The sequence below is a fragment of the Pedobacter antarcticus genome, from assembly GCF_900112985.1.
Taxonomy (GTDB): domain Bacteria; phylum Bacteroidota; class Bacteroidia; order Sphingobacteriales; family Sphingobacteriaceae; genus Pedobacter; species Pedobacter antarcticus.
In genome coordinates this window covers 237,890-255,468 of sequence record NZ_FONS01000001.1, presented here as the reverse complement: position 1 = coordinate 255,468, position 17,579 = coordinate 237,890, and the positions used below count along the sequence as shown (strand labels likewise).

The window sequence follows — 17,579 nt, the reverse complement described above, 5'->3', positions numbered from 1 at the left end:
ACTATAATTTTATTTTTTCGAAAGCTTGTTCAAAGTCTGCTTTGATATCGTCGATGTGTTCAATTCCGACAGACACACGCAGTAATTGTGGAGTGATCCCGGCAGCCAGTTGCTCCTCCTCATTAAGTTGCTGATGTGTAGTGGCAGACGGTTGGATAATTAATGTTTTTGCATCACCCACATTTGCCAGATGGCTAACTAATTCTAAAGAGTTTACGAAGTTAATCGTCTGGTCTTTATCGCCTTCCAGTTCGAAAGATAATACAGCACCGAACCCGTTTTTAAGGTATTTCTTAGCATTGAGGTGATATGGGCTGCTTTCCAGTCCGGGATAATATACTTTTTTGACCGCTTCGTGGTTTTCCAGCCAGTTAGCCAAGGCCAACGCATTATCTACATGTCTTTGAACACGAAGTGAAAGTGTTTCCAATCCTTGAATCAAAAGAAAAGAGTTAAAAGGAGACTGTGACGGACCAAAGTCTCTTAAGCCTTCAACTCTCGCCCGGATAATAAACTGAATATTTCCCAGTTCACTATTCACACCGAATACGTCACTGAAAACTAGTCCGTGATATCCTGGAGAAGGCTTACTGAATTGTTCGAACTTTCCATTTCCCCAGTTGTAATTACCGCCATCAACGATCACTCCGCCAACACTTGTACCGTGTCCGCCGATCCATTTAGTAGCGGATTGTACGACGATATGAGCACCATGTTCTAAAGGTTTAAACAAATAGCCTGCAGCACCAAAAGTATTGTCGACGACTAATGGGATGTCGTATTTTTGCGCCAGTAATGCTAATTTTTCAAAATCAGGTATACTGAATGAAGGGTTCCCAATACTTTCCAGGTAAATTCCTTTTGTATTATTATCTATTTGAGCTTCAAAATCCTCAACCTGATCAGTGGCTGCAAATTTTGCATCGATACCCAGTCTTTTAAAGGCGACTTTAAATTGATTGTAGGTTCCACCATATAAATGAGGCGAAGAGACGAAATTGTCACCAGCCTGCAGAAAATTACTCAATGCAATAAATTGAGCTGCCTGACCTGAAGAGACTGCCAATGCGGCAACTCCACCTTCCAATGCGGCAATTCTTTTTTCAAATACATCCGTTGTCGGATTCATCAGTCTGGTATATATATTACCGAATTCTTTTAGCGCAAATAGATTTGCACCATGCTCGGCACTTTTAAAACCATAAGAAGTAGTTTGGTAGATAGGGACTGCTCTTGACCCTGTCGTTGGATCGATTTCTTGTCCTGCGTGGATCTGTAAGGTTTCAAATTTATAGTTGGCTGACATATATTTGGGTTTTTAAGGTTGTAAAATGAAGTGTAGGGTGATTTATACAGCAAAGCATGCTTATCAGAACCTCATTCAGAGGCTTTCCGGGAAAAATGGTCGGAATTAGTATTTATTATTCAGCGCAACAACACATATAATTGTGTACGTAAGCAAGCTTAATAATATTTAAAGAAGTTTTGCGCATTCGCGCTAGAGGCATTGTAATTTTCATTTGTCTAAATTTATCTTTCCAATCAGCAATATGCTGTCTGGTCAGGAATTGGCACCTTCTCCATTTGGGAGGGTTGCCAGTGGGTCTAGGAGCCTGTCTCTCGCCACTTCTTTATAAATCAAACCTGTGCAGGCTGACTTGAAAAGCTCTCGCTTTATGGTTACAAATGTAGTGTTCTGTGATTAATATCCAAAATTAAATTTTGAATTACTCACAAAACACTCATTTGCAATAGTTTATTGTTGAGTTTTAAACTCATTTTTAGCGTAAAGCCTGCTCGAAATCGGCAATCAGATCGTTTACATCTTCAAGTCCAATAGATATCCGAATTAAATTCTGTGGCGTTTTTGTGTCAGGACCCTCTACTGAGGCCCGATGCTCAATTAAACTTTCTACACCGCCAAGACTGGTAGCTTGAGCGAACAGATGAACTTTATTAACTACTTTTTTAGCATTTTCTCCATCGCCCTTAACCAACACAGACAGCATTCCGGAAAAGCCTGTCATTTGTTTAACAGCGACTTCATATTGTGGGTGTGAAGGTAAACCAGGGTAATACACTTTTTCAATTAACGGGTGCGCTTCCAGATACTGAGCAAAAAGTAATGCGTTTTCAGCATGACCTTTCATCCGGTAATGAAGAGTTTTTAAACTTCTCAGTAACAGAAAGCAGTCGAAAGGGGAAGGAACTGCACCGCCAATCTGCTGAATATTCCTGATCTTGTCCCAATAAGCAGAAGGACCAGCTGTAATCAGGACACCGCCGAGTACATCACTGTGGCCGCCTATATATTTGGTAGTAGAATGCATTACCAGATCTGCTCCCTGAAAAATTGGATTTTGGAAACATGGAGAGGCGAAAGTGTTATCACAGGCCAGAATCAGTTGATGCGACTTTGCGATCTTAGAAATGGCCGTGAGATCAGTGATTTTAAGGAGTGGATTAGAGGGTGTTTCTGTCCAGATCATCACCGTATTTGATTTGATCGCTGGGGAGACGAGTTCAGGCTTAGTCAGATCTATAAAATCAATCTCCAGGATCCCTTCGAAAATAGACAGTAGTTGTTTTTTAAAACCCCAGTACATATCGTCGGGGGCAATAATATGGCTTCCTGGCGCTAAAGCCTGGAACGCTGCCATTCCAGCGGTATTACCTGATGAAAATGCACAGGCTTCTGTTCCTTTCTCCAGTTTTGCCAGTATTGTCTCTAAAGCAGTACGGTTCGGATTGCTGACACGGCTATACATGTGTCCGCCCGGGTATCCGCCGTTTTCGTCTCTGTAAAAAGTTGTAGATAAACTAATTGCAGGAGTCACATCTCCGGTTGCACTTGGTGTTATATTTCCTCCGTGGATGGCTGTAGTTTTGTTATGCATAGAATTTCTGTTAAATAGGGTTTTTGGCAGGGTTTGTGTAAGTTGACTTTCAAAAACACAAGTATATGAAAAGAATATTAGTAATAGCAGCCATTTTATGCAGTTCATTGATGGTTTTACAGAGTTGTTCATCCACAAAAAATGCTTCCGCAGGTGCTAGCCTGAAAAGAGGAAATGTGACTGGAAACTGGGTATTAAATGATATTACGTTTGAGGGAGTACCGGCAGCGAATGTGAAATCACTGTTTAATGAAGCATCTTATAAATGTTTTATAGGTAGTACCTGGAGATTGACAAACAGTGGAAATGGTTCTTATATGCTGCCTGGAACTACTGATTGCCCGAGCAGAACTCAGGACATTTTCTGGTCTGTGAGTACTACTGACGAGACTTTCCAGTTTAAAAAACTGAATGAAGGTGATAAAGCGAAAAATGTAACAGAAGGTTACAGACTTATCCTTTCACACGCCGACGACAATAACCTGACTTTGAAGTCACCTGTTGAATACGGTAGTTCTTCTGCATATATTGTTTTGAACTACACTAAAGCAGCGAAATAACACGCTATAAACGCAATTTTCAAAGGCTGATCATCACATCATGATCGGCCTTTTTCATGTCCTGATTTTTCGAAAGCGTTGTTATGGTATAGCTATGACACAAAACTGACAGCCAAAACAGCCTCTGGAACCATCTTCTGATGTTTTTATCTTACTTTTGACTTTATAATTGATAATAAATGGACACGACACAAAAACTCGCTTTCCTGATTTCCGATAAAGATCTGTCTCCAGAACTATTGGCCATCGCAGAGAAAGTAGAGCGCGAAGAGAGAATTTCCTTTGATGACGGAGTATATCTTTATAAGTATGCGGAACTAGGTTATTTGGGTGTACTGGCTAATTATATCAGAGAGAAAAGACATGGTAACCGTACTTTCTTTAACCGTAATTTTCATATAGAACCGACAAATGTTTGTGTATACAGTTGTAACTTCTGTTCCTATTCACGTTTAATTAAGAACAAAGAAGAAGGCTGGGAAATGAGTGTCGACGCCATGATCGACGCGTTGAAAAAATATGATAATGAACCTGTAACTGAAGTACACATTACCGGTGGCGTCGTTCCAAAGCAGAACCTCGACTTTTATGCCGAATTTTTCCGCAGGTCTAAGGCACACCGTCCCGACCTTCACATTAAGGCATTAACTCCCGTGGAGTATTATTATATCTTTAAAAAAGCGAAACTCAGCCACTATGATGGTATGAAGTATATGCAGGATGCTGGACTGGACTCTATGCCGGGTGGTGGTGCAGAAATCTTCCATCCCGAGGTGCGAGAGAAGATTGCACACGATAAATGTAACGCAGAGCAGTGGCTGGATATCCATGAACAAGCTCACAAGATTGGAATGCGTACAAATGCGACGATGCTTTATGGCCATATAGAAGAGTACTGGCACAGAGTAGATCATATGGAGCGTTTGAGACAACTACAGGATAAAACAGGTGGTTTTCAGGCATTTATTCCGTTGAAATTCCGTAATCAGAATAATCAGATGGATCATGTGCCCGAGGTTTCAGTTATAGAAGACCTTCGTAACTACGCAATTGCGAGGATTTATATGGATAATTTTGATCACATTAAGGCCTATTGGGCGATGATTAGTAGAGAAACAGCTCAATTATCTCTAAATTTTGGCGTTGATGACATTGATGGCACCTTGGATGATACGACTAAGATTTATTCGATGGCCGGGGCAGAAGAGCAGCATCCTGGTATGAGTACCAGAGAGCTTGTTAATCTCATTAAACAGGTTAAACGTGAACCGATTGAAAGGGATACGCTTTATAATGTTGTTACCGATTATACAAATGTGGAATTTGAGGAAGATGTTAAACCTCAGTTCTATAAACTTCCGGTAATTAATTCCTAGGATAAAAATTCAAAACATGAGTTTATAACCCCAAAAGGTTATAGCCATTATAAGCATATAACATTGAATAAGATACGTATTTCAGCTGTTTCCTATACTAATACTAAACCCTTCATTTACGGAATTGAACATTCCCCAATCTTACAAGAGATTGACCTGAGCCTTGATATTCCAACTGATTGTGCTGCTAAAGTAATTGATGGTACCGTAGATATCGGACTGATCCCTGTAGCGGCGATTCCATTAATTGCCGATCCGCATATTATTTCAGATTATTGTATCGGCTCGGTTGGTGCAGTCAACTCTGTGTTTATTTTTAGTCATTTACCAGTAGAAGATATTCGTACTTTACGTTTGGATGCACATTCCAGAACTTCTAACAATTTATCCAGGGTACTGCTTAAATTTCATTTCAAAAAAGACGTATCCTTCACAACTGAACCAGATGCGGTTACTGATGCTATTGTACTGATCGGAGACCGCACATTCGGCCAGAAAGATAAGTATCCCTATGTTTATGATATGGGTGAAGAATGGATGACGTTTACCGGTCTTCCTTTTGTTTATGCTGCATGGGTCGCCAATAAAAAAATAGATGCTGAATTTATAGCTGCTTTCAATCGGGCTTTAAAAAAAGGCCTGGATTCGAGAAAGGAAGTTATAAAAGGCCTGCCTGAAGTTTCTGGTTTCGATATGGAAGATTATCTGATGCACAAACTTGACTTTGAGCTTACTGCCGCCAAGAGAGAGGCTCTGCAACTCTTCCTTAATTATATTGCTGCTTTATAATTCGTATCAGATTAGCTTGAAATTGCAAAAAAAAGCACAAAGCTAATCCCTAGATAGTATATTTACAGCTTTGTAATTTTATATAACATTTTGGCTAAAGATAAAACGAAAGAGACACCGTTAATGCAGCAGTATAATGCGATCAAAGCAAAATACCCGGGTGCATTATTATTGTTCAGAGTAGGAGATTTTTATGAGACATTCGGAGAAGATGCTATTAAAACCTCCCAGATTTTAGGGATTGTATTAACCAGGCGTGCAAATGGATCTGCAGCCTATATAGAGCTTGCCGGTTTCCCTCACCACTCCCTGGACAATTATCTTTCTAAGTTAGTCAGGGCTGGTCAGCGGGTTGCGATCTGCGATCAGCTGGAAGATCCAAAAACTACCAAAACTATCGTTAAGCGCGGCGTAACCGAATTGGTTACTCCCGGCGTCGCATATAGTGATAATATCCTTAGTCAAAAGTCTAATAATTACCTTGCAGCGATCTTCATTGATAAAAATGCAATTGGGATTTCTTTCCTGGACATCTCTACAGGAGAGTTTCATGTTGCACAGGGAAATGCAGAATACATTGATAAACTATTACAGGGGTTTAAGCCGACTGAAGTTATCTTTCAGAAAAGTAAACGCCAGGAATTTTTTGAGCTCTTCGGCGACAGATTCTACACGTATGCACTGGAAGACTGGGCTTTTACATCCGATTATGCCGATGAAGTATTAACTAAGCATTTCGAAGTTACCTCGCTGAAAGGTTTTGGTGTTGAAAAACTGGTTATAGGTTTAGTTGCCTCCGGAATTGTGCTACATTATCTAAATGAGACTGAGCACAGAAATCTTAAACATATAACCTCTATTTCCCGGATAGAAGAAGACCGATATTTATGGCTGGACAGATTCACTATCAGAAATCTGGAGCTGGTTAGTTCGGCAAACGAAAATGCAGTGACATTATTTAATGTGCTGGATCAGACTTCGACTCCAATGGGTGCTAGAATGCTGCATAAGTGGATTGTTATGCCGCTTAAAGAATTGAAGCCTATTCAGGAACGTCTGGGGATGGTTGAATACCTGATTGAACAGGATACCTTGCTGGAAGACCTGCTTGCTCCTGTAAAGCTGATAGGGGATCTGGAACGTTTAATTTCAAAGGTTGGCTTGCTCCGTTGCGGTCCCAGAGAACTTTGTCAATTAAAAAAGTCATTATATCAGATTGAGCTTATCAAAGAAAAAGCGCTCGAAACCAATAACCCGTATCTGATGCAACTTGCTTCACAGCTCGATCCATGTCTGAGCATTCGCGAGAAGTTGGAAATTGAGCTGCAACAGGAACCACCCGCTCTTCTGGTGAAAGGTAATGTCATTGCAGATGGGGTGGATCAGGAATTAGACAGACTACGGGCAATTTCTACAGGGGGTAAAGATTTTCTTGTCGAAATCCAAAAGAGAGAGGCAGCTAGTACTGGCATACCTTCGCTGAAAATTTCGTTTAACAATGTCTTCGGCTATTATCTGGAAGTAACCCATACCCATAAGGATAAGGTTCCTTCTGACTGGACACGAAAACAAACCCTGGTTAATGCCGAACGATATATTACGCCGGAGCTGAAGGAATACGAAGAACAAATCCTTGGTGCCGAAGATAAGATTCAGCAGATTGAAGTTAGATTATATGAAGCTTTAATGTTGCAGGTTGCAAGCTATATCAGACCAATACAGCAAAATGCAAACTTAATTGCGCAACTGGACGTCCTGTTATGTTTTGCGCAGCTAAGTTTACAAAATCACTATGTCAAGCCAATATTAGATAACTCCAGAGCGCTGGATATTAAAGGCGGAAGACATCCTGTTATCGAAAAAAGACTGAAAATAGGGGAGGAATATATTACCAACGACGTATTCCTTGATAATGATACCCAACAGATTATAATTATAACCGGGCCAAATATGTCTGGTAAATCTGCGATCCTTCGTCAGACAGGTCTTATCGTGCTCATGGCGCAGATGGGTTGTTTCGTCCCTGCAAAATCTGCTGCTATCGGTCTGGTGGATAAGATATTTACGCGCGTAGGTGCATCTGACAATTTATCAGCTGGAGAAAGTACATTCATGGTAGAGATGAATGAGACGGCGAGTATTCTAAATAATATTTCAGACAGGAGCCTGATTCTACTCGACGAAATTGGCAGAGGAACGAGTACATACGACGGAATATCCATTGCCTGGGCTATTGCAGAATTTCTGCATACTCACCCCTCAGCAAGACCCAAAACACTCTTTGCAACCCATTATCATGAACTGAATGAACTGGCTGCAACGATGAACAGGATCAGAAACTACAACGTGTCCGTGAAAGAGATGGCCGGTAAAGTAATTTTTCTGCGTAAGCTGGTTCCGGGCGGTAGTGAACATAGTTTTGGTATTCATGTGGCAAAGCTTGCCGGTATGCCACCTAAACTACTAAACAGAGCTAACGAAATCCTTAAGAAACTGGAAATTGACAGAACTGAAGGACAAAGTATTAAAGATAGCTTCAAAAAAGTACAGAACCAGGCTTATCAGCTCCATATGTTTGCTGTGGATGATCCGGTTCTGGTACAAATCAGAGATATGTTGAATAATATGGATGTAAATGTTCTCACTCCGGTGGAAGCATTATTGAAATTGGATGAAATTCAAAGGTTGATCAAACAATAAAACTAAAACCAATGAAAAAAGTATACCTACGTTATTTTCTATTGGCGCTCACCTGGACGATAATTTTCACTTCCTGTTCGAGCAGGAGACACACGTCAAATGCTAATACTGGCAGCAGAGGTGCAAAAGCGGCTGATGCGATGGCTGCATTAGATAGTAAAAAACTGTATCGTTTTATTACTGACTGGACCGGGGTTCCATACCGGTTAGGCGGATTGAATAAGAAGGGGATCGATTGCTCTGGTTTTGCGCTACTTTTAAATCAGGAGATTTATGGACAAAAGTTACCCAGGCGCTCCCGCGATCAGGCAGATGTAATCAGGAAAAAAGACTTTTCCAGACTTCAGGAGGGAGATTTGATTTTCTTTTCTTTCGGCGGACGGGAAATAGATCATGTAGGCGTATACCTAAATAACGGATATTTCGTTCATGCTTCTACTTCAAAGGGTGTAATTGTAGATGACTTGAATTTACCAGCCTACCAACGGGTGCTCATTAAAGCGGGCAGTGTCAAAAACTAAGCGTAATCTAAAATGAAAAAGACTGTTGATAAAGACCCTTTCTGGACTAAATATAAAAAATTCGCAACAACTGAAATATTGATGTATCTTATCATGATAATTGGTATTGGCTTAGGCATAATATTTCTTAGCTAAGAACTTTTGTATCAATATTAGTATTATAAAAAATATACCAATGAAATTAAATTTAATCCGTCCTCTTGCTTTTTTTGATCTGGAAACAACCGGAATTAATGTGGGATCTGACCGCATCGTTGAAATTGCAATATTAAAAGCTATGCCAGATGGAACTGAGCAGATCAAAACTCTCCGTGTCCATCCTGGCATGCCTATTCCGCTTCAATCATCTTTGATTCATGGTATATACGATGAACATATTGCAGATGCTCCAAAATTTGCAGAAGTTGCACAGGAACTTGCTGCGTTTATCGGTGATGCAGATCTTGCAGGTTATAATTCTAACCGTTTTGATATTCCGGTATTACTTGAAGAATTTTTGCGTGCAGGTGTTGATTTTGACATGGCAGACAGAAGATTTGTTGATGTACAGAATATCTTCCATCAAATGGAGCAAAGAACCCTTCGTGCGGCTTATAAATTTTATTGCAACAAGGATATTATTAATGCACATTCGGCAGAGGCAGACATTACAGCTACCTATCACGTATTACTGGCTCAGCTGGAGCGATACGAGGGTGCAGATTTTGAGGATAAACAAGGTAAAATATCTCAGCCGGTTATAAATGATATTGATGCACTTCATGCATTTACCAACATGAATAAACCGGTAGATTTTGCTGGTCGTATGGTTTACAACGATCAGGGAGAAGAAGTGTTTAACTTCGGTAAGCATAAGAATAAGACGGTGGAAAGTGTATTTGACATTGAGCCGAGTTATTACGCATGGATGAAACAAGGGGACTTTCCTTTGTACACAAAGAAGAAATTGGAAGAAATCTGGACGAGATGGAACAAAAAGAAAGATTTGAACCGCGTACCAAAAGCACCCGGCTCTACGGCACCGCCAGCTCATAACCAGAAACCATCAGGTAATCCGGTAAGAACTGCGCAACAGCAGCCAAGAAAAGAAAAACCAGCTGAGAATGTCACCTCAGATATGCTGGAACAGTTAAAAATGAAATTCGGTAAATAAGTTTTATCATCCCGCCCGCAGGTCCGTACCAATTATGGTGGGGTCTGCGGGTTTTTGTTTACAACAATATTTTTTGTAAAATGAGCGCCAAAATATAGATTGACATGAAGAGATTTACATTTATCTGTCTGGTCTGTCTGATCAGTTATAGCCTATCTGCCCAACCGGGATTACCTATCTCACCTGAACTGCAAAATGCCTATAAAAAAGGCACCAGGGCAATTAATGGGAAACCTGGACTTGCTTACTGGCAGAATACTGCAGATTATCAGCTGGACATTCATTTCAATCCACAGACAGGATTGTTGGAAGGTACTGTAGACATTGATTACAGCAACCATAGCCCAGATACATTGAAACAAATCTGGTTTAAATTATACCCTAATCTTTATCAGAAAGGCGTCAAAAGAGACTCTAAAATTTCAGAGAAAGATTTAGGGGAAGGTGTTAAACTGGCCTCTGTAATTATAGGGAATAAAAAATACCAGGATACAGCGCTACATATTGAGGGCACGAATATGTATACTGCAGTTCCACCAGTTGCGCCCGGTCAACACGTTAGAGTGAAGATAAAATACAGTTATCTGGTGAATAAAGGTTCTCATGTCAGAACCGGGAGAGTGGATGACGGGGCATGGTTTATCGCTTATTTCTTTCCCAGGATCGCAGTATACGATGATATAGATGGATGGAACAAATACCCTTATACTGGTGATGCAGAGTTTTATAATGATTTTTGCACTTTCAATGCGAAAATAACGCTACCCGGTAACTTCAGTGTTTGGGCAACTGGAGATCTCCAGAATACCGCTGAATTATTTCAACCAGAAATCGCAGAAAGGATAGCTCTGGCAGAAAAATCTGATCAGACGATAGATGTGATTACAGAAGCAGATGTAAAATCTGGAAAGATCGGTTCCGGCCGGGAAAGCCAAACCTGGAATTTTAAAGCGTCTCATGTTCCGGATTTTGCGTTTGCGGTAAGTGACCATTATTTATGGAAGTCGACCAGTCTGGTTGTAGATTCAATCAGTGGACGCAGGACGCGAGTTGATGCAGTGTTTAACGCTAGCCACCAGGACTACTATGAAGTAATTGATTTTGCCAGAAAAACAGTCGACGCGATTAGCTTTAAATTTCCAATATGGCCATTCCCTTACAGTCATATCACCATTTTTGACGGGTTAGACCAGATGGAATATCCGATGATGGTTAATGACAACCCTGTAGATAGAAGGGAAGATGCGATCACATTGACTGTCCATGAGATATTTCACAGCTTGTTTCCATTTTATATGGGAACTAACGAGACGAAACATGCTTGGATGGATGAAGGTTGGGCCACAATAGGAGAATGGCTGATTGCGCCTATGATTGAACCCGCAATGATCGATGACTATGGGATTAAACCGACTGGAACAACATCAGGTACTAAAAATGACACGCCCATCATGACTTTGACTCCTGAATTGAAGGGGAGTGGCTCGTTTACGAATTCGTATCCGAAGCCAGCACTGGGTTATCTGTATGTTAAAGATTATCTGGGTAATGAATTATTCCTGAAAGCACTGCATCACTACATGGAGCAGTGGCATGGTAAACACCCGGTTCCTGCAGACTTCTTTAACTCAATGAATGCAGGATCTGGCAAAAATATGGACTGGTTCTGGAAGCGTTGGTTTTATGGTAAAGGTGAACTGGATTTAGGTATTTCGTCTGCAACAAAAACTAAAGATGGTTATACCTTTATAGTTAATAATCAAAGTAATAAGCCATTGCCAATTTACCTGGAACTGGAGTTTGCAGACGGTTCTAAGACCAAGATCCACCAGACAATTGGTATATGGGAACATGCAGATAAGCAGGTTAGAATACCTTATCAAACCAACAAGAAAATAAGAAAAGTGAAATTGGGCGATACCTATGTCCCGGACAAGAATCAATCAAATAACACACTTACTCTGAAGTAGGGGTTTCGTTAACCGGGTTTTGTTTAATGAAATCCAGATTACGCACGAGGCCTTTGAATTTAGTCCGTTTTACTGCAGAATTTTTGAATAATTTGCTAAATACGTCTTCTGTAATATCCAGCCAGTCATCTCTTTTCATCTCCAGGAGATTGGGGGCCGGCTGGAATTCAGGTTCCTGATTAGGCACTGCAAAGCGGTTCCAGGGACAAACATCCTGGCAGATATCACAACCGAACATCCAATTGCCCATCTGTTGATTGAACTGCGCCGGAATTTCGTCCCGCAATTCTATAGTTAGATACGAGATACACTTGTTTGCGTCGATAATCGCGGGCGACAGGATTGCGTCGGTCGGGCATGCATCAATACATTTGGTGCAGCTTCCGCAGTGATCTGTAGTAAAAGGCTGATCGGGTACTAAATCCAGGTCGATAATCAGCTCCGCCAGAAAGAAAAATGAACCGGTTTTCTTACTGATGATATTACTGTTTTTACCTACCCAGCCAATTCCGGCACGTTTTGCCCAGGCCCGGTCAAGCACCGGGGCAGAATCTACAAACGCCCTTCCACTTACTTCTCCAATTTGCTCCTGAATAAAACCAAGGAGTTGAAATAGCTTGTCCTTGATTACCAGGTGATAATCTTTTCCATAAGCATATTTGCTGATTCTGGGGGCATCGGGATCGATTTGCTGTTGTTCCGGGAAATAATTAAGTGTTAAAGAAATTACAGATTTAGCATCATCCACCAATATTCTAGGATCCAGCCGTTTATCGAAATGATTCTCCATATAGCTCATAGATCCGTGATGTTGGTTTTTAAGCCATTTCTCTAACCTAGGCGCTTCTTCTTCCAGGAAATCGGCCTTTGCAATTCCGCACTGCTGAAAGCCTAGTCTCAGGGCTTCATCTTTAATCAGCTGGGTATAATTTACAGAATTTGGACGCATAAGAGCACAAAGGTAAATATTAAGGCGCAAACCTTTTTAGTACTCTCGTGTTATTTGCTTTGAAAACCAAACCTTATTAACATGGAAAATTTGAATGATAATAATCGAAAAAATGAGGAATTACCGGGACAGGAACCTGATTTAAGTCAAAATGTTGAATCTGAACAGGAATCAGCGTATGTAGAAAGCACAACCAATGTCATTCATGAGGAAGCACCAGGTCGACAACCTGTGCCAGTTGAAGACAATTATTCTCAACATGAACATAACCCGGGTCCATCTCCGGAGGCTGTAAATGAAGATAACGACAAAGGGGCGGGGCCGGTAATGAAATGGCTTATCCCGATCATTGTCGTTATCCTTTTAATTTATTGGTTTCTAATCAGAAAATAATTATTTTAATAACCTCACTTCGTAAAGATCTTTTCTGCGATCCTGTAGAATCTTTACCGTGCCGAAATGATGCACTTCATCTAATAAATGAAGGTCTACATCTACAACAAGCATCATTTCGGTATTCGGAGTGGTTTCGGCCTTCACCGCATTGGTGGGAAAAGCGAAATCAGACGGTGTGAATACCGCAGACTGTGCAAACTGAATATCCATATTATTTACTTTTGGCAGATTACCTACACAACCGGCAATAGCCACATAACATTCATTTTCAATAGCTCTGGCCTGTGCACATCTCCTTACACGCGTATAACCATTCTGTGTATCGGTAAGAAATGGTACAAATAAAATCTGCATACCCTGGTCAGCATAAATACGGCTAAGCTCGGGGAATTCTACGTCATAACAAATCAGAATACCAACTTTACCACAGTCGGTATCAAATACTTGAATTTTGTCTCCGCCAACCATTCCATAATATTTCAATTCATTCGGTGTGATATGGATTTTACGGTATTCATCAGTTTTTCCGCTACGGTGGCATAGGTAAGTTGCGTTGTACAGCTTATTATCCTCAATAATTGGCATACTGCCAGAGATAATGTTAACGTTATACGACACAGCATAACTTTGGATTCTTTCTACAATTTCTGCCGTAAGTTCTGCTAGTTTACGCATCGCTTCCATTTCTGGCAAATGATTATAGGGATGTAGGAGAGGTGTATTGAAAAATTCCGGGAAAAGAAGAAAATCGGACTTATAACCACTAACAGAATCTACAAAAAATTCTACCTGTTCATAAAAAGCCTCCATATCCGGGAATAAGCGCATTTGCCATTGTACCAATCCCAGACGTATAGTTTTCGCTGAGCGTGCGGAAGCATCAATTCCCTGATAGTAGATATTATTCCATTCTATCAGTGTGGCGAACTCCTTCGATTCATGATCGCCCGGCAAATAATTCTTTAATACTTTCCGTACGTGAAAATCATTTGAAAGCTGGAAAGTAAGGGTAGGGTCATACAGTTCCTTTGCTTTTACCTTATCTATATATTGTCTTGGAGTTAATTCATCAGCATGTGAGTGGTAACCTGGTATACGTCCGCCGGCGATAATACTTTTGAGGTTAAGGCTTTCACAAAGCTCTTTTCTAGCTTCGTACAGACGTCTGCCCAAACGAAGACCACGGAACTCAGGGGAGACGAAGATTTCTATACCATACAACGTGTCTCCATTGGGATCATGCGTAGAAAAAGTATATGCCCCGGTTATTAATTGATAAGTATGTTTGTCACCGTATTCATCGTAATCCACGATAATAGATAGTGAACAGGCAACGACCTTATCATCAACGGCAATACAAAGCTGCCCTTCTGGAAACAATTTTAAAAGTCTTGCGATTGTATGCTTACTCCAGATCTGGCCGCCTAAAGTATCGTAAGCCTGTTCCATAGATTCTTTCAGATCGTCATAATCTTCAAGTGTAAGTTTTCTTGTTTCGATGTTCATATATGTATAGTATTTTAGCAAAAAACGCAAATATATCCAGAATTATACTGAAATAGGTACGTTTTTTATGAGCTGATTAATTAATACAGAACATGCACAAATGATGCCTGAACAGGCCGGAGATCAGAATAATCTACCGGACTGTGCCTGATAGGAACGGCCAAGATGTTTATAAGCCGCTTCGGTGACTTCACGACCACGGGAAGTACGCATCATATAACCTTCCTGAATCAGGAATGGTTCGTAAACTTCTTCTATTGTGCCCTCGTCTTCACCAACTGCGGTAGCTATGGTTTTTAGTCCAACCGGGCCTCCTTTGAATTTATCAATAATAGTCAGCAGGATCTTGTTATCCATTTCGTCCAGACCATGCTCGTCAACATTAAGTGCAGTCAACGCATATTTTGCAATCTTGGTGTCGATCGTTCCGTTACCTTTGATCTGGGCGAAATCCCTGGTTCTGCGTAACAATGCATTTGCAATACGCGGTGTCCCGCGGCTTCTTCTTGCAATTTCATAAGCTCCTTCCTCGGTAATTGGTGTTTTAAGAATTTGTGAGGAGCGAAGCACAATCGTTGTTAATAGTTTGGCATCATAATAAGCGAGCCTTGAATTAATGCCGAAACGCGCCCGTAAAGGCGCAGTCAGCAAACCTGAACGTGTTGTCGCACCAACTAATGTAAACGGATTCAGGCTAATCTGCACTGAGCGTGCATTTGGACCACTTTCCAGCATAATATCAATCTTGAAGTCTTCCATGGCAGAATACAGGTATTCTTCTACCACCGGGCTCAGTCTGTGTATCTCATCAATAAACAAAATATCGCCGGTTTCCAGATTAGTCAGTAAGCCCGCAAGGTCACCTGGCTTATCTAACACTGGACCTGAGGTGACTTTAATACCCACGCTCATTTCATTAGCAATAATATAAGAAAGCGTGGTCTTACCTAAACCAGGAGGGCCATGCAATAGTACATGATCCAGCGGTTCACCACGTAACTTAGCTGCCTTAACAAAAATCTTTAGATTCTCCATGATCTTTTCCTGACCAGTAAAATCTTCGAATGCCTGCGGCCTTAAAACTTTTTCTATATCTCGTTCAACCGGGGATAGATTCTCTGCTGAAGCATCGAGGTTTTCATTCATGTTTATTGATTTAAAAATTTGGAAGCAACATTGGCTTCCTTTATACCCTGACTGTAATCGTAAAAACCCTCACCAGATTTTACGCCCGTCTTGCCTGCCATAACCATATTTATGAGTAATGGGCAGGGTGCATACTTAGCCTGTCCGAAGCCTTGTTGCAGTACCTGTAATATTGCCAGGCAGACATCCAGCCCAATAAAATCGGCTAGTTGGAGTGGGCCCATAGGATGAGCCATTCCCAGTTTCATTACCGTGTCAATCTCCTTTACGCCTGCAACACCTTCAAATAAGGTGGTGATTGCTTCGTTAATCATTGGCATCAGAATCCTGTTTGCCACAAATCCCGGGTAGTCATTTACTTCTACGGGAACTTTATCCAGTTTGGCTGAAACCGCCATAATCTGATTGGTTGTTTCATCGGAGGTCGCGTAGCCGCGAATCACCTCGACCAACTTCATTACAGGCACTGGATTCATGAAATGCATTCCGATTACCTGGGTACCGCGGCCTGTGACAGCCGCTATCTGCGTAATTGATATCGAGGAAGTATTACTTGCCAGAATAGCTTCGGGCTTGGCATATACGTCCAGTTCGCGGAAAATATTCAGTTTTAATTCTATATTTTCGGTTGCAGCTTCTACAACCAGATCTGCCTGTGAAACGCCGGCTTTAAGATCTGCTGTTGTATGAATTCTGGAGAGAGTTGCTTCTTTATCTGCGATGGTTATACTACCTTTCGTCACCTGCCTGTCCAGATTCTTACCAATAGTTTTAACAGCATGGTGGAGTGCCTCTTCATTTATATCTATCAGATTTACCTGGTAGCCAAATTGTGCGAAGGTATGTGCAATACCATTTCCCATAGTTCCTGAACCAACAATAGCTATTTGTTTCATATGAATCTTTTATATTAGGTTAGATTAGGGAGCGAGTCTAGAAATCACCCATACTCCATTGTCAAAGGTATAATTTATCCTGTCATGTAATCTGCTCGGACGGCCCTGCCAGAACTCCATTGCCTGCGGTTCCAGAATATATCCGCCCCAATGCTCAGGACGCGGGATCTCAACCCCCTGAAACTCGTTTTTCAAAACGGATACTTTTTCCTGAAGGTATTCACGGTTCGGAATAATCTGACTTTGTGGCGACGCCAGAGCTCCGATCTGACTACCCGCAGGGCGGGAATGAAAATAACTATCAGAAGCTTCGGCACTAACACGGCTGACTATTCCGTCAATTCTGACTTGACGTTCCAGTTCCGGCCAGAAAAAAAGCAGGGATGCCTGTGGATTTTCGGCCAGTTGTTTTCCCTTTTTACTCTCATAATTCGTATAGAAAACAAAACCAGTATTATCGAATTCTTTCAACAGGACAATTCTCGCTGAGGGTTTACCCATGGCATCGGCGGTTGCCAGTGTCATCACATTAGGCTCAAAAAGCTGCGCGCCGAGAACATCCTTAAACCAGTTGGCAAATTGATCTGTAGGGTTAGCAGCAACATCGCTTTCTTGAAGCTCTGCTGCCTTATATTCCTGTCTCAGATTCTGAAGATTTTCTTTAGTCAGTTCCATTTCACAAAAATGGTTATAGTTTTTTTAAAATTATCAGTAAATTTC

15 protein-coding genes and 1 riboswitch are annotated in these 17,579 nt (G+C 41.1%); of the genes, 8 read left to right on the top strand and 7 right to left on the bottom strand.

Features of this window, described 5'->3' with window-relative positions:
* Nucleotide 1 precedes the first annotated feature (1 nt).
* Together BM192_RS01165 and BM192_RS01160 are read right to left on the bottom strand one after the other, a co-directional pair.
* Entirely contained in the window at nt 2-1,306 is a 1,305-nt protein-coding gene (locus BM192_RS01165) for an O-acetylhomoserine aminocarboxypropyltransferase/cysteine synthase family protein (protein ID WP_037443944.1), read from the bottom strand.
* Between the two features lie 221 nt (nt 1,307-1,527).
* Nucleotides 1,528-1,640: riboswitch (SAM riboswitch) on the bottom strand.
* A gap of 141 nt (nt 1,641-1,781) precedes the next feature.
* Complete coding sequence (locus BM192_RS01160) at nt 1,782-2,897, bottom strand: trans-sulfuration enzyme family protein (RefSeq protein WP_037443941.1); 1,116 nt, start codon at nt 2,895-2,897, stop codon at nt 1,782-1,784.
* A gap of 65 nt (nt 2,898-2,962) precedes the next feature.
* On the opposite strand from BM192_RS01160, the gene BM192_RS01155 reads away from it, so the two are divergent.
* The 7 genes from BM192_RS01155 (at nt 2,963) to BM192_RS01125 (ending at nt 11,966) form a co-directional block, all read left to right on the top strand.
* Nucleotides 2,963-3,457, top strand: coding sequence for a lipocalin family protein (locus BM192_RS01155; RefSeq protein ID WP_037443939.1), 495 nt, complete (start codon nt 2,963-2,965; stop codon nt 3,455-3,457).
* 179 nt (nt 3,458-3,636) lie between these two features.
* Complete coding sequence (gene mqnE / locus BM192_RS01150) at nt 3,637-4,833, top strand: aminofutalosine synthase MqnE (protein ID WP_037443937.1); 1,197 nt, start codon at nt 3,637-3,639, stop codon at nt 4,831-4,833.
* Nucleotides 4,834-4,896: 63 nt separating this feature from the next.
* Nucleotides 4,897-5,622, top strand: coding sequence for a menaquinone biosynthetic enzyme MqnA/MqnD family protein (locus BM192_RS01145; protein ID WP_037443935.1), 726 nt, complete (start codon nt 4,897-4,899; stop codon nt 5,620-5,622).
* A 90-nt stretch (nt 5,623-5,712) separates the two neighbouring features.
* Complete coding sequence (gene mutS / locus BM192_RS01140) at nt 5,713-8,322, top strand: DNA mismatch repair protein MutS (protein ID WP_037443933.1); 2,610 nt, start codon at nt 5,713-5,715, stop codon at nt 8,320-8,322.
* Nucleotides 8,323-8,333: 11 nt separating this feature from the next.
* Entirely contained in the window at nt 8,334-8,843 is a 510-nt protein-coding gene (locus tag BM192_RS01135) for a C40 family peptidase (protein WP_037443931.1), read from the top strand.
* A gap of 175 nt (nt 8,844-9,018) precedes the next feature.
* Nucleotides 9,019-9,996, top strand: coding sequence for a 3'-5' exonuclease (locus BM192_RS01130; RefSeq protein ID WP_037443929.1), 978 nt, complete (start codon nt 9,019-9,021; stop codon nt 9,994-9,996).
* Nucleotides 9,997-10,100: 104 nt separating this feature from the next.
* Entirely contained in the window at nt 10,101-11,966 is a 1,866-nt protein-coding gene (locus tag BM192_RS01125; protein WP_037443927.1) for a M1 family metallopeptidase, read from the top strand.
* Here the strand turns inward: BM192_RS01125 and queG are convergent.
* On the bottom strand, nt 11,953-12,915 hold the full coding sequence (gene queG, locus BM192_RS01120) for a tRNA epoxyqueuosine(34) reductase QueG (protein ID WP_037443925.1): 963 nt from the start codon (nt 12,913-12,915) through the stop codon (nt 11,953-11,955). The genes BM192_RS01125 and queG overlap by 14 nt on opposite strands.
* Before the next feature lie 81 nt (nt 12,916-12,996).
* Between queG and BM192_RS21100 the strand changes: the two genes are divergently transcribed.
* Nucleotides 12,997-13,308 (top strand): hypothetical protein, encoded by a 312-nt coding sequence (locus BM192_RS21100; protein ID WP_234797480.1) that lies wholly within the window; start codon nt 12,997-12,999, stop codon nt 13,306-13,308.
* On the opposite strand, the gene BM192_RS01110 is transcribed toward BM192_RS21100, so the two are convergent.
* The 4 genes from BM192_RS01110 to pdxH form a co-directional block, all read right to left on the bottom strand.
* Entirely contained in the window at nt 13,309-14,817 is a 1,509-nt protein-coding gene (locus tag BM192_RS01110) for a bifunctional GNAT family N-acetyltransferase/carbon-nitrogen hydrolase family protein (RefSeq protein WP_037443923.1), read from the bottom strand.
* 123 nt (nt 14,818-14,940) lie between these two features.
* Nucleotides 14,941-15,963 (bottom strand): Holliday junction branch migration DNA helicase RuvB, encoded by a 1,023-nt coding sequence (gene ruvB, locus BM192_RS01105; protein ID WP_037443921.1) that lies wholly within the window; start codon nt 15,961-15,963, stop codon nt 14,941-14,943.
* 2 nt (nt 15,964-15,965) lie between these two features.
* Nucleotides 15,966-16,859, bottom strand: a complete 894-nt coding sequence (locus BM192_RS01100) for a 3-hydroxyacyl-CoA dehydrogenase family protein (RefSeq protein WP_037443919.1) — start codon at nt 16,857-16,859, stop codon at nt 15,966-15,968.
* A 24-nt stretch (nt 16,860-16,883) separates the two neighbouring features.
* Nucleotides 16,884-17,534, bottom strand: coding sequence for a pyridoxamine 5'-phosphate oxidase (gene pdxH, locus BM192_RS01095; protein ID WP_037443917.1), 651 nt, complete (start codon nt 17,532-17,534; stop codon nt 16,884-16,886).
* Nucleotides 17,535-17,579 lie beyond the last annotated feature (45 nt).

Coding starts and splice junctions, on each gene's coding strand:
- BM192_RS01125 (WP_037443927.1), top strand. CDS start 10,101: ATGAAGAGATTTACATTTATCTGTCTGGTCTGTCTGATCAGTTATAGC.
- BM192_RS21100 (WP_234797480.1), top strand. CDS start 12,997: ATGGAAAATTTGAATGATAATAATCGAAAAAATGAGGAATTACCGGGA.
- mqnE (WP_037443937.1), top strand. CDS start 3,637: ATGGACACGACACAAAAACTCGCTTTCCTGATTTCCGATAAAGATCTG.
- BM192_RS01160 (WP_037443941.1), bottom strand. CDS start 2,897: ATGCATAACAAAACTACAGCCATCCACGGAGGAAATATAACACCAAGT.
- BM192_RS01130 (WP_037443929.1), top strand. CDS start 9,019: ATGAAATTAAATTTAATCCGTCCTCTTGCTTTTTTTGATCTGGAAACA.
- ruvB (WP_037443921.1), bottom strand. CDS start 15,963: ATGAATGAAAACCTCGATGCTTCAGCAGAGAATCTATCCCCGGTTGAA.
- queG (WP_037443925.1), bottom strand. CDS start 12,915: ATGCGTCCAAATTCTGTAAATTATACCCAGCTGATTAAAGATGAAGCC.
- BM192_RS01100 (WP_037443919.1), bottom strand. CDS start 16,859: ATGAAACAAATAGCTATTGTTGGTTCAGGAACTATGGGAAATGGTATT.
- BM192_RS01110 (WP_037443923.1), bottom strand. CDS start 14,817: ATGAACATCGAAACAAGAAAACTTACACTTGAAGATTATGACGATCTG.
- BM192_RS01155 (WP_037443939.1), top strand. CDS start 2,963: ATGAAAAGAATATTAGTAATAGCAGCCATTTTATGCAGTTCATTGATG.
- pdxH (WP_037443917.1), bottom strand. CDS start 17,534: ATGGAACTGACTAAAGAAAATCTTCAGAATCTGAGACAGGAATATAAG.
- BM192_RS01165 (WP_037443944.1), bottom strand. CDS start 1,306: ATGTCAGCCAACTATAAATTTGAAACCTTACAGATCCACGCAGGACAA.
- BM192_RS01135 (WP_037443931.1), top strand. CDS start 8,334: ATGAAAAAAGTATACCTACGTTATTTTCTATTGGCGCTCACCTGGACG.